The organism is Bacillus sp. HMA207 (genome assembly GCF_003402455.1).
Classification (GTDB): Bacteria; Bacillota; Bacilli; order Bacillales; family Bacillaceae_G; genus Bacillus_A; species Bacillus_A cereus.
Genome location: NZ_BEZT01000001.1, coordinates 2899013 through 2912422, shown reverse-complemented (window position 1 = coordinate 2912422; position 13410 = coordinate 2899013). Strand labels below are relative to the sequence as shown.

Below are 13410 nucleotides of genomic sequence, written 5' to 3'. Positions count from 1 at the left end.
TGTCAAGAAATTGTGGAGTGGTATGCATAATTTAGCGTGGAAGGGACCTTAGTAATGAAAATTCTCCTTTGGCTATGAGTACTATTAATTGACGAAAAATTATAACAATAATAGAATGAATTGTATTGATGATTAGTTTCACAAGCATACATAGAACACTAGGGGGATTATTATGAAATCAACATTTTTTGCTCAAAATAGAGAACGATTAGCAAACACATTACCAGAGGGATCTATTACGATATTATTTGCGGGACAAGCACCGCATATGTCAGCTGATGCACATTATAAATTTGTACCGAATCGTAATTTTTACTACTTAACGGGAATCGATGAACCAAATGTTATTTTTATGCTGAAAAAGGTTGGAAGTAGTGTTGAAGAAACACTTTTCATTGAAAAGTCAGATCCAGTAATGGAAAAATGGGTCGGTAAAACAGTTTCTAACGAAGAAGCAGAGAAAATTTCAGGTATAAAGAAAGTTGTATATTTAGATAGCTTTGAAAAGACAATGTCAAATATACTTTTTACAGAAAATGCGAAGCATCTATATTTAGATATAGAACGTCGTGATTGGAATGGTACGGAGACAAAAACATTAGCATTTGCTAAACATGTAAGAGAAAAATACCCACACGTAACAATTGGTAATGTATATCCGAACATTTGTGAATTACGAGTATTTAAAACAGAGGAAGAAATTGAAATTATTAAAGAAGCGATTGCTGTAACGAAAGATGGTATTTACAATGTGTTAAAAAATGCAAAAGCAGGCATGATGGAGTATGAATTAGAAGCTCAATTTGATTTTACACTGAAATCATCTGGCATTAAGCACCATGCGTTCAATACAATTTTGGCGAGTGGGAAAAATGCTACAGTTCTTCATTATGAAGATAATGATGCACAAATTCAAAATGGTGACTTAGTATTACTAGATTTAGGTGCTCAAAAAGACTACTATAACGCTGATATTAGTTATACATTCCCGGCAAATGGAACATTCTCTAGTCGTCAAAAACAAATTTATAATATTGTATTAAAAGCATTAAAAGAAACAACAGCACTTATTAAGCCAGGATTAAAGTTCGCTGCATTAAATGAGCATACAAAAAAAGTACTGGCAGAAGAGTGTAAAGCAATTGGTTTAATTCAAGAAGATGAAGAGTTATCAAAATACTATTATCATGGTGTCAGCCATTTCCTTGGTTTAGATACACATGATGTAGGAACATATAAAGATAGAGTGTTAGAAGAAGGTATGGTTATAACAATTGAACCTGGTCTTTATATTGAAGGAGAATCAATTGGAATTCGTATTGAAGATGACATTCTTGTAACGAAAGACGGGTATGAAAACTTGTCAAAAGATATCATTAGGGAAGTTGAAGAAATTGAAGAATTTATGAGTGTAAATAATGAACATGTAAAAGGAAACCAAGCTGTAGTTAAATAATAAAAGAGTCATCACTAATTTATTTGAACTTTATCTCGAATCGTGGACAATTAAAAAATCCATGATTCGGGATAGGGTTCTTTTCTTCGAAATACTAATCTTTAATTATTAATCCTAATAAAGTAGCAAACTGAACAGCTTGATATGTTGATACTTTACATCCTCTTAAATCGTTCACTGAAACTGTAAGTGTATCAAAGGTAGAAGAACTAATATCTATCCCCTTCAGTGATGTCTGATCAAAATTAGCTTCATCAAGACTACATAATTGGAATTCAACTTTTTTAAGTTTACAGTCAAAAAAATCTGCATTATTTAATGAAGTTTCATTGAAGATGATTTTTTCTAGTTTGGAATTTCCAAATGCCGCTAAATTCAAAATTGAATTCTCAAATTTAACATTTCCTAAGCTAGATTCTGTGAAATTTACTCCGATTAATTTACTGTTTTTAAATTCGACTCTGTGAACAGAAGAATTGCTTAAATTAACATTTGATAGATCACAGTTTTCAAAACAAACATCTGTAATATCAATATTGCTAAAGTCTGTATTAGTAAACTTACAGTTTTTTATCACCGCATCATATAATCGCACTCTATCTACAGATTCATTTTCGAAAGTGGAGTCTATAATTTCACACACTTCCAATGTTGGATCTTCTTCATAAAAAATATCTTGAAAATTCTTTGAAGATAACTCTGTTGAAATTTTTGGTCTATCAATTTTCATCGTATATCAATCCTCTTCTATTTGATATATTTGTGTAATTTGAGTCCATTGTTTCCTTGTGAGGAACATTAGTTCTTATTATACAAAAATCTAAGTTCTTTTGTGAAGAGCATTTTAGCTACATTTTTCTTATTTAATAATAGCAGTGTTATTGTTTCTTAAGAAATAACGTCAAAATAAATATGAAAACGGCTAATATAGTCGCTACAAGGGAAGTATTTTATACTTTTAAAATATTCGCCTCTTGTAATGTCTCCGCTTTTAGTAATCTTCCAATTAGCTTACGTATTATCTAATTACATCTCCTTATTTTCTTGAAAATCAAGTTCTATAATGATTTTGAAAAAGAAAAAGGAGGGATTTTCCATGAAGCGATTTGTATTAACAGCTGTTACGGTCTCTGTAATATTTTTAATTGCTGCATGTTCTTTGGCCACAAATACAACAAATGATCATAAAAATATGAAAGATAAAAAAACAATACAGGCTGAAACAGCTACAAAACCATTGAAGGTTGAAAAAGGACCAGAAGTTACTTTAGTAGCGAAAGAAGAAAAGCAAAAGTTAGGTAACGGTGTTATTGTTCCAGTCTGGACATTTAATGGCTCATCACCTGGTCCAGAAATTCGGGTGAAAAAAGGTGAAAAGGTGAAAGTGACATTAAAAAATGAATTATCTGCACCAGTATCTATTCATTGGCATGGATATCCTGTCCCAAATAACATGGATGGAATTCCAGGCGTGACACAAGATGCAGTTGAACCAGGAAAAAGTTTCACTTACGAATTTGAAGCGAACGTACCAGGAACGTACTGGTATCACTCGCATCAAGATTCTGTAAATCAATTAGATAGAGGTTTGTATGGAGCGCTCATTGTAGAAGATACAAAGGAAAAATATGATAAAGATTACACATTAATGTTGGATGAATGGGTTACAGATAAAGAAGAAATGAATAAGCAGTTAAAAGAAATGACAAAAGGGCAAATAGGTAATAAATCTAAAGGTAATGAAAATGAGGAAAAGAATGATGATAAGAACGGCATGGCTCATTCTGGTATGGACATGGGCAGTGATCAAAAAGACTCTGGCAATATGGCGGGAATGGACCATGGAAATATGAAGATGGAAGGTCATGATATGAGTATGTATGATTTATTCACAATCAATGGAAAAAGCGGTGATTTAGTAGTGCCATTGAAAGTGAATAAGGGAGATAAAGTTCGTCTTCGACTCGTTAATGCTGGTTATCTATCACATGATATACATGTTCACGGTCATGATATAAAAGTAATTGCGACAGATGGTCAACCAATAAATGATCCAAAAGTTATAAAGGATAAAGTAATTTCAATCGCACCGGGTGAACGTTATGATATTGAATTTACTGCTAATAAAACTGGGAAATGGTATGTTGAAGACCATTCGAAAAATAAAGGTGCAAAAGGAATGAAAGCTGTTATTGAATATGATGGCAGCAAAGAGATGAAAGATAAAGCAGACGAAAAAGAAAAATTACCGAAAGTAGATATCATGAAATATGGTACTAAAAAATTAGGAAGTTTCCCGTTAAATCAAGAGTATACTGCCACATATAATATGGACTTAAATACGCAAATGAATGGAAATGAAATGGTATATACAATTAACGGAAAGGTATTTCCGGATATTGACCCAATTCAAGTAAAAAAGGGTGATTTAGTAAAAGTGAAGTTGGTAAATCGTTCTAAAATGGATGATCACCCAATGCATTTACATGGTCATTTCTTCCAGGTGTTGAGTAAAGATGGAAAACCGATAGAAGGTTCTCCGATTGTTAAAGACACATTGAATTTGAGGCCAGGAGAAGAATATGAAGTAGCCTTTGTAGCAGACAATCCTGGTGAGTGGATGTTCCACTGTCACGACCTACATCATGCTTCAGCAGGGATGGTAACGGAAGTGAACTATACAGATTATGAATCTGGTTATGTTCCAAACCCTAATATTCCTAATAAACCAGAATAATGTGAAAATCATGTAGTTTATTAATGATAAAAGCAGTTATCTTAATAGGTTGCTGCTTTTATATGTCATGTTGTGAATTGGGAATATTATTTTTATAAAAGTTTAGATAATACGAGAAGGTTATCCTGTAGAAAGAGTTTACAAGGTGAGAATGTTTTTTGTTATTTAAGAATTAAAAAACATGGTGGTTTTTGATTAGAAGTGGATAAATTTATTGTATTATATTGTAGTTCCACAAGATTGAATACTTATATTTGACCTTTCTTTTATTTTATACTACAATTCGTAGTGTGAAAGGAGAAGTCAGATATTCAAGCAAAATTATGAGTTAAATGAAGAAGGATTCAATTATGATTTTTTTATTTTTGTAGTATTAATTATAGGTGATTATTTTTTCGGTATTTTTTTGGTAATTAAAACTACATTGTGTAGTGTTCGATTGAAAGAATGAGAGGATTTTCAGAGTGTTATGAATTTAAATTTCTTTTATTACTAGATATAGATTATTGTGAATGATTAGAAATTTAATATGGGAAGTAAAAGAATAATTTTGCTGAATGGTTTAAGTGGGAAAAATATAATGATACTTGAATGTGTTTATAGGAAGGTGTTTTGTACTTATGAAAAAGATTTTAGCTAGTGTAGCAGTAGCTTCTGTTACAGGAAGTGTATTTATTAGTACTGCTCAAGCGAAAAATACTGTTATACCAAAAGACACGAAGCATGAGCAAACGACTGATGTAGTAAAATATGAAAATCAAGTAACAGTAAATACAAATGCTCTACGTGTCCGCACACAACCAAATATGTCTAGTGCAATAATGGGACGCGTGTATGAAGGAGAAGTTTTACAAGTTATTGGAGAAGAAAACAGTTGGCTGAAAATTAATCATAAAGGAAAAACTGGCTATGTAAGTAGTGAATTTGTTTCGGGAAATAATGTATCAGCGAAGACAAATGTAAGCATGAGTCGTAGTAAAACTGTAACTGCTAATGTATTACGTGTTCGCACACAGCCAAATACGTCTAGTGCAATAATGGGGCGCGTATATGAAGGGAAAGCTTTACAAGTTATTGGAGAAGAAAACGGTTGGTTAAAAATTAATCATAATGGAGAAGTAGGTTATGTAAGCAGTCAATTTGTAATAGACGGTAGTTCAAATGGAAGCGACAATAACAATGGAAAAGTTCAAGTAGCGAGTGGCAATTACAAAGTTAACGTATCTTCTCTCCGCGTACGTACAGGTCCAAGTACTTCCCATGCAATTTTAGGCTCTATACATAAAGGACAAGTTGTTCAAGTAACTGGTGAAATTCAAGATTGGATCAAAATTAACTATAGTGGACAAACTGCTTATATTAGTAAAGATTATATTTCAAAGAGTGGTTCTAATGCAAATGTAGACCAAACAAATGAACAACAAAAGAATGTTACGGTTCAAACTGACGGCACATACATTGTAAACGCTACTTCTTTACGTGTTCGCACGGGCCCTGCTACTTACCATAGTGTAATTGGTGGTGTATTAAACGGACGAATATTGCAAGTAACTGGCGTTGAAAATGGCTGGTTGAAAATTAATCATAATGGAAGAACTGGTTATGTAAGTAGTGAATATGTAAAATTCGTTAAAGGAGGTACACCATCAAAACCTGAAACTAGTAATCTATCTACTGGGGCAACAGTTGGTGACTACTATGTTAACGTAAACGTGTTAAATGTAAGAAACGGCGCTGGTACAAATCATGGTGTAATTGGTGCATTATCAAAAGGAATAAAAGTACAGGTTCTATTTGAACAAAATGGCTGGTTGAAAATTAATTACAACGGTAAAAACGGTTATGTATCAAGTGAATTTTTATCAAAAACAAGTGAGACTGATGCAGAGAAGTGGCGGCAATCCCAAGAGGTAAATAAAACAAATGACTTTATTCAACCAGCTGCAGGAAGATATACTTCTAGATTTGAGAAACGTGGTGGGAAAATGCATCATGGATTAGATATTGCTGCTTCAGGAACAGTGCCGGTTGTTGCTGCCGCAGAGGGGGTAATCACTCGCTCTTATTATTCTACAAGCTATGGTAATGTTGTGTTTATTTCTCACAATATTAACGGACAAACATATACGACTGTATATGCTCATTTAAAGAGTCGTCCTGTTTCTGCTGGTCAAAAAGTGAAGCAAGGACAACAAATTGGCATAATGGGGAATACAGGACAATCTGAAGGACAGCACTTACATTTTGAAATCCATAAAGGTGAATGGAATGCAAAGAAGAGCAATGCTATGGATCCAAAAATATATATTGGTTAATTGAAAATTTATCCCGCACTAACGGGCAGTAAGCCCCACGTCTCAAAATTCAGCGAAAGCGAAGAAGTTAGGTTGGGGATCAACTGCCCGTAAAAGCCCGATTGGTGAGGGCTGATAATCAGTGGGGATGAACAAAACCCCTACTGATTAAAGTTTCGCTTTATTATTTCAACCTGGAATAGTATATTTTCTCAAGCAAAGAGAATTTCATAGATTTAGAAGTTTTGAACTAACAATTCAAAGTGTTTTTATCTTTGTCTGTTAAGAAATAAAAATAATGAAATCGATCCCCTCTACTATGATGAAATAGTAGAGGGGATCGATTATAGTTGTTAATGTTTATGTTGTTCTTCTGTGGAAGAGGTGGGCGGGATATGCTCTGGGAACGTTACAAATATAGTCAGGATAATTACTACACCAATTGACAGTAATAATGGAAAACGTCGCTGAATAACAGCAGAAAAACTTTCTGATAAAAACTGAATCATACATGACATAGTTATTGTTATAGTAAGTAAAAGGCTAATGAACAATATACTATGAGCTTGTTGAGCATTTAACATTTCTGTAATCATTGCTCCCATCATACTTGCCATTAATCCAGAAAACATTCCTTCTAAAGCAGTATATAGGTGAAAACGTAGACCCACTAAAAAACCGATAAAACCACTAATTAAAATAGCAAGTAAAGTAGAATATAGTAATTCCCCCTTAAAGAGAATGCCTAAATAAAAACCAATACTTAAACCGATACTCATACTAAAAGACATAATAAATACCATATACTCCATTAGGGTACCCTTACGTTTAGAAATATTGGATGTAATAAGAATTGAGGTACAGCAAAGTGTTAAGGTAGTTAACGTATAAGCAAACATTATGATACCTCCTTGTCCTATCGTTCATTTCATCATATGTGTACTTATGATAATTTATATCTGCATATTATCTGCACAATTTCATAGATGTAGGCAAAGAGACGTTTGATTTTGTTGGGGATCCTTTTTAAAAAGAATTATGTAAAAAATGAAATTTATACTTTTGTAATTATTAAATTGACCTAAAGTTATTTTACAATTTTATCTTGTTTTTGGAAAAAAATGTGCTAAAATGAAAGTAAGTAAACACTAACTAACATAATTGTTTTACAATACTAATAAGGAGGGATAAAAAACTAAAATGACAAAAATATCAGCAAAAGAAAGAATATTAGAAGCAGCAATTTCCTTGTTTGGTGAGAAAGGGTATAGTTCGACGACAACCCGTGAAATTGCAGAAAAAGCAAAAGTAAGTGAAGTAACTATTTTTAGACATTTTGGTAACAAGGAGAAGTTATTTAAAGAGGGTATTATTTTGAAAACTACACCTGTTGCAATACTAGCTGATTTAACAACCAAACTAACTGGAGATGTAGAACATGACCTAAATTTATTAGGGAATATTTATATGGAAATTAATATACCGAAGGTTAGTCAAATTTGGGCTGTTCTTATTGAAGCTAGACAAAATGAAGAAATGAAAGGGTTATTTAATGAAATTAATATGCGCTTGATAGATCACTTAGTTACCTATTTAAATAAATTACATGGTAAAGGTGAAATCCCATTGAAGGATTTTAAATTGATTTCTGCTATGTTTTATGGTCAATTATTTACCTACTTAATCAATATGGTGGCAATTGGAAATGATGAGATGAACAATGTTACAAGTGAGCATTTTGTTGCTACCTGCGCATCGATGTACAATAACTATCTTAAAGAGTCAAAGTAAAGTGTAAAGGAGGGGTGAGATGGGAGGAATAAATTTATTTTGTTTCCCATTTGCGGGAGGATCATCAACCTATTATATGCGATGGCAGAAGTATTTGCACCCTGGGATTGATTTGAAAATAATAGAGTTATCTGGTAGAGGAAATAGAATCACTGAACCGTTATATGAAGAATTTGAAGAGTTAATTGATGATGTATATATGAAAATTAGAAATCAGCTACTAGAAAAACCATATGCCTTATTTGGGCATAGTATGGGAAGTTTAATTACATATGAGTTAACAAGAGTTATACAGCAGAAAGATAATAATCTTCCTGTACATCTCTTTTGTTCAGGAAGAAATTCACCTAATAAAAAATCTATAACTTCTATGCACAAATTACCCGATGAGGAATTTAAAAATGAGGTTCTTCTTTTGGGAGGAACACCTAAAGAAGTGTTGGCTTGCGAAGAATTAATGGAGATTTTTATGCCGATTTTGAAATCAGATTTTAAAATTGTTGAAAATTATGAACATAGATTTATATATGGAAATGAAAAAGTCAGAGTTCCTATGACTATTCTTAATGGTATTCAAGACCAGTTAATTGATATTAAAGAATTAGAGGAATGGAGAGAATTTTCTACTGAACAATGTTCTTTTCATTTGTTTAATGATGACCACTTTTTTATAAATAAGCATGTTGGGGACATTACCAAAATTATAAATAACACATTAATTGATGAAAAAAATTATCATCAATTAAAAATAATCTAGGGGTAATCGAATGAAAACATTAATAGAGATGCTAGAATCTAAGAGAGAGATTAAGAATAAAGGTATTACCATAATAATGAATAGTAATACAGAAAAATTTATATCGTTTGAAAATTTATACAAAAAGTCAAAAGGCGTTTTATATAATTTACAAAAAAAAGGTTTAAAGCCCCAGGATGAAGTGATTTTTCAAATAGATGATAATGAACAATTTATGTACTTGTTTTGGGCATGTATTTTAGGAGGGATGATTCCTGTACCTATTACCGTAGGGAACAATGATTTGCATAAAATGAAAGTAGTAAATGTATGGGGGAACCTTTCGAATCCTTATATTGTAACTGATAAAAACACACACCAAAAGTTAAGTTTATTTTTACGAAATTCCGATATAAAAAATAAAGAAAAAATGATTGGTGAAAGGGTTATCTTTATAGAAGAATTAATAAATGTAGTGAAGGAGGGGGTAATTTATTCTTCTAAGCAACAAGATATTGCTTTTATACAGTTTTCTTCGGGTTCTACAGGGGCGCCTAAAGGAGTTATTCTTACTCACCATAACTTACTTACAAACATTAGAGATATTGTTAAAAGAATAGAAGTTGGTGAATTGGATTCAATGTTAAGTTGGATGCCTTTGACCCATGATATGGGATTAATTTGTTGCCATCTTATGCCTATATTTAAGGGGATTAACCAAGTGAATATGAATCCATGGCTGTTTATTCGCAACCCGATTTTATGGTTAAAGAAGGCAAATGAATATAGAACTACAATATTAAGCTCACCAAACTTTGGGTATCATTATTTCTTAAAATATTTTAAAGAAAAATATGCAGAGAATTGGGATCTTTCATGTATACGATTAATTTTAAATGGCGCTGAGCCTATTGCTATTAATACAGTTAATGAATTTTTGAAACGTATGACACCATATGATTTAAAAACCACATCTATGTATCCAGTATATGGAATGGCGGAAGCTACTGTCGGTATTTCGGGCCCAACAATAGATAAAGAAATCAATCCAATCTATTTACAACGTCAAAATTTAAATTTTGGTAAAAAAGTAAAAGAAGTGGGTAGTGAAAGTGAAGATGCAGCTCCATTTGTTGCAGTAGGATTTCCTGTAGATTCTTGTCAGGTTAGAATTTGTGATAATAAAAATAATGTTATGGAAGATATGTATATTGGTAATATTCAAATTAGAGGGGATAATGTAACGCAGGGATATTATAACAATATAGAAGCAACAAATGAAACAATAACTAGTGATGGTTGGTTAAAAACAGGGGATTTGGGTTTTATGATGAATGGTGAAATCGTCATTACTGGTAGAGCTAAGGAAATAATAATTATAAATGGACAGAACATATATCCACATGATATTGAAAGAATGATTGAATCACTACCTTCTATGGAATTAGGAAAAGTTGTAGCTTGTGGAGTGTTTAATGAACAAAAACATACAGATGAATTAATTCTATTTATTTTGTATAAAGGAAAGATAAGAAGTTTTATTCCATTACTTCACCAAGCAAAACAAATTATACAAGAAATGTTTGCGATACCTGTAAAAAATATTATTCCCATAAAAAAAATACCTAAGACGACTAGTGGGAAAGTAAGAAGACTCTTTTTGGCACAATGTTATCGTGAAGGGATGTACACTTTATTATTGGAAGAAATTAAAAAAGAGCAAAATGGGTTGGAATTGATAGATAATATACAAGTTGAGTCTATTGATTATGTTGAAAGAAAAATGCAATCATTGTGGGAAAAGGTTTTCGATAAAACTATTTTAAGACCTACAGATAATTTTTTTGAAATAGGTGGAGATTCTTTAAAGGCCAATTTATTAAATAGTATGATAGAAGAATCATTTAATCTATATATCCCTATAAACAAACTATTTGAGGCTCCTACAATTATTGGGATGTCGAAGGTAATAAAGTTAAGTATGGGTGATGTGATTTCTCAAAAGGGAATAACAGTTAACAAGGGAGCAAAAAAATATGAAGCTTCATTTGCTCAAAAACAGATTTATATGCATAGTCAGTTGTATGACAACAAACTTTTATATAATTTACCGCATGGAATCTTTATAGAAGGAAAGATAAATTATGATAAGTTTCAACAAGTGTGCGAAAAATTAATAGCAAGACATGTTTCATTAAGAACATCATTTTTATGGGAAAATCAAAATCTGTTTCAAATAATTAATGACAAGTTAGATTTAGATGTAGAATATTGTGAAATCAAAGAGACTGAAGTAGATAATTTAATCGCGGACTTTGTTCAAGAGTTCGATTTAAAATGTGCGCCATTAATGCGTATAAAATTGATTAAAATTAATACCAAAAAGTATTTAATACTTTTTGATATTCATCATATGATTGCTGACGGAACAGCAATAAAAAATCTAATTACAGAAGGAATACAGCTATATAAAGGAAATAAATTAAAGCAAGATATTCTGCAATACTATGATTATTTAGAATGGAGAAACTCACCTGAAGAGAAAAAGAAAACACATTCACAATTAAATTTTTGGAAAGAAGAGTTTTTAAATTCGGTTCCCAAATTGAATTTACCTACTGATTTTAATCGGAGTCCTGTAAAAAAAATAACAGGTGAAAAAGTTGATTTATTTCTTACTGAGGAGATGACAAATCAGATAAGAATGTTTTCAAGAGCACAACAAGTAACACCATTTATGTTTTTTCTTGCAGCGTATAATGTATTACTATCGAAATACTCACATCAAAAAGATATTGTTATTGGTGTGCCCGTAGATGGTAGGAAACAACCAGATTTATTTTCAGTAGTAGGAATGTTTGTAAATAGTCTTCCATTAAGGAATTATCCTAATGGAAATAAGCAATTTGATGAGTTTTTAAATGAAGTTAAAGAAAAAAATATAAAAATGTATGGGAATTCAGATTATCCATTTGAGAAGTTAGTAGAACAGCTCGATATAAATAGAGATCCATCAAGAATGCCTCTGTTTGATGTGATGATAAATTATTTAACTCTAGAAAATGAATTGATGGATAACCTAGATGTTAGTTGTAATTTATATGATATAAACAAAAATATTTCTATGTTTGATTTAAATCTAATAATTAATGAAAAAAGAAAAGAATACAGGCTTACTATGGAATATAGTACGGATTTGTATAAAAAAGAAACAGTAAAACTTATGCTAGGAAGATTAGTTAATATTATAGAACAAATTATAGAGAATCCGAAGTTAAAGCTTGAAGAAATTGAACTTTTAACTAGATTAGAGAGAATGAGAATAGTAGAGAACTTTAATAAATCAAAAAAACATATCGTGGCAGATTTTAATTTTTAATAAAAGGAGAATTAATATGCAAGAAAAAAATATTTATTTTTGGTCTCCTATAATGCATTGGGAAAAGAGTGGAAATCGTATTATCATAAATGAATATAATGCACCTACAGTTGCAGTTGAGGTTTTTCCTGAATTTTATTTTTGTACTCAGAATGGAATTGAAATCAACGAACTAATTGATAGATTTTCTAATATAGATGAAAAAGAAATACAAGAATTGATTATGTTTTTAATTGAAAAAAAAGTTTTAATTAAATCTATTTTAAATCCAAAAGATTTGTTTGAATCTCAGACTAAATTATTTCAAAAATACGATGAGAATCTTATGTTTGATAAAGAAAAACTGGATGTTTATACAAACGGACAGTTAAATCGTATGTTTAAAGGTTGTAAAAAAACGAAAATAGAACTACTTAAGCCAAATGACACAGTTCTATCCATGTTTGAAAGGAGATCACAGCGCGTTTTTGACGAGACTACCAAGATATCTCAAGATGTTTTTTCAAACTTATTCGGAGTTCTTCAGCAAATTAAAAACAAAAAAGAAGTTAAGTATGCATATGGTAGTGCGGGAGGATTATACCCAATTGATATATTTATCTATATTAAGAAAAATAGAATTGATGGGGTTAGAAGAGGGTTGTATTATTACCATCCTGTCAGCCATAGTATATATCTTGTTGATGATATGGCTTTAATTACTAAAGATGTACATTTCTATAATAATAAAAATATATTTGAGTCTTCAGCATTTTCTATTTTCATGATATATAATTCTGAATCTTCTATGGCAAAGTACGGTGGGAATGCTTATTCATATGCTTTAATTGAAGCAGGAATTATTACGGCAACACTAACATCTGTGGCTGAGCATCAAGGTATAGGTTTATGTTCAATAGGAGATTTACACTTTGATAAGGTTAAAAAATATTTTAAGTTACAAGGGAATCAAGTGTTACTACATGTTATTGAAGGTGGATTAAAATTAGAGCAATAGAATTTAGGAAATAGGAGAAT

Annotated in this window: 9 protein-coding genes; 7 read left to right on the top strand and 2 right to left on the bottom strand. The window is 31.2% G+C overall.

Annotated features, from left to right (window positions below):
- Positions 1–172 precede the first annotated feature (172 nt).
- Complete coding sequence (locus tag HMAS_RS14970; RefSeq protein ID WP_000842971.1) at positions 173–1456, top strand: aminopeptidase P family protein; 1284 nt, start codon at positions 173–175, stop codon at positions 1454–1456.
- Positions 1457–1550: 94 nt separating this feature from the next.
- Here the strand turns inward: HMAS_RS14970 and HMAS_RS14965 are convergent, their stop codons facing one another.
- On the bottom strand, positions 1551–2186 hold the full coding sequence (locus HMAS_RS14965; protein ID WP_025710123.1) for a pentapeptide repeat-containing protein: 636 nt from the start codon (positions 2184–2186) through the stop codon (positions 1551–1553).
- Between the two features lie 366 nt (positions 2187–2552).
- Here HMAS_RS14965 and HMAS_RS14960 point away from each other — a divergent pair, with 366 nt between their 5' ends.
- Together HMAS_RS14960 and HMAS_RS14955 are read left to right on the top strand one after the other, a co-directional pair.
- Entirely contained in the window at positions 2553–4193 is a 1641-nt protein-coding gene (locus tag HMAS_RS14960; protein WP_016122305.1) for a multicopper oxidase family protein, read from the top strand.
- 620 nt (positions 4194–4813) lie between these two features.
- Entirely contained in the window at positions 4814–6508 is a 1695-nt protein-coding gene (locus HMAS_RS14955; protein ID WP_061113241.1) for an SH3 domain-containing protein, read from the top strand.
- A 332-nt stretch (positions 6509–6840) separates the two neighbouring features.
- Here the strand turns inward: HMAS_RS14955 and HMAS_RS14945 are convergent, their stop codons facing one another.
- Complete coding sequence (locus tag HMAS_RS14945) at positions 6841–7386, bottom strand: hypothetical protein (protein ID WP_025710121.1); 546 nt, start codon at positions 7384–7386, stop codon at positions 6841–6843.
- Positions 7387–7687: 301 nt separating this feature from the next.
- On the opposite strand from HMAS_RS14945, the gene HMAS_RS14940 reads away from it, so the two are divergent.
- Genes HMAS_RS14940 through HMAS_RS14925 form a run of 4 tightly spaced genes read left to right on the top strand, consistent with a single transcriptional unit; the run spans position 7688 to position 13390 of the window.
- Positions 7688–8278 carry a TetR/AcrR family transcriptional regulator gene (locus tag HMAS_RS14940; RefSeq protein ID WP_016122308.1) on the top strand — a complete coding sequence of 197 codons (591 nt, stop codon included), beginning with the start codon at positions 7688–7690 and terminating at the stop codon, positions 8276–8278.
- 19 nt (positions 8279–8297) lie between these two features.
- On the top strand, positions 8298–9035 hold the full coding sequence (locus tag HMAS_RS14935) for a thioesterase II family protein (protein WP_016122309.1): 738 nt from the start codon (positions 8298–8300) through the stop codon (positions 9033–9035).
- A 10-nt stretch (positions 9036–9045) separates the two neighbouring features.
- Positions 9046–12393 carry a condensation domain-containing protein gene (locus tag HMAS_RS14930; protein ID WP_025710120.1) on the top strand — a complete coding sequence of 1116 codons (3348 nt, stop codon included), beginning with the start codon at positions 9046–9048 and terminating at the stop codon, positions 12391–12393.
- 16 nt (positions 12394–12409) lie between these two features.
- On the top strand, positions 12410–13390 hold the full coding sequence (locus HMAS_RS14925) for a SagB/ThcOx family dehydrogenase (protein WP_016122311.1): 981 nt from the start codon (positions 12410–12412) through the stop codon (positions 13388–13390).
- Positions 13391–13410 lie beyond the last annotated feature (20 nt).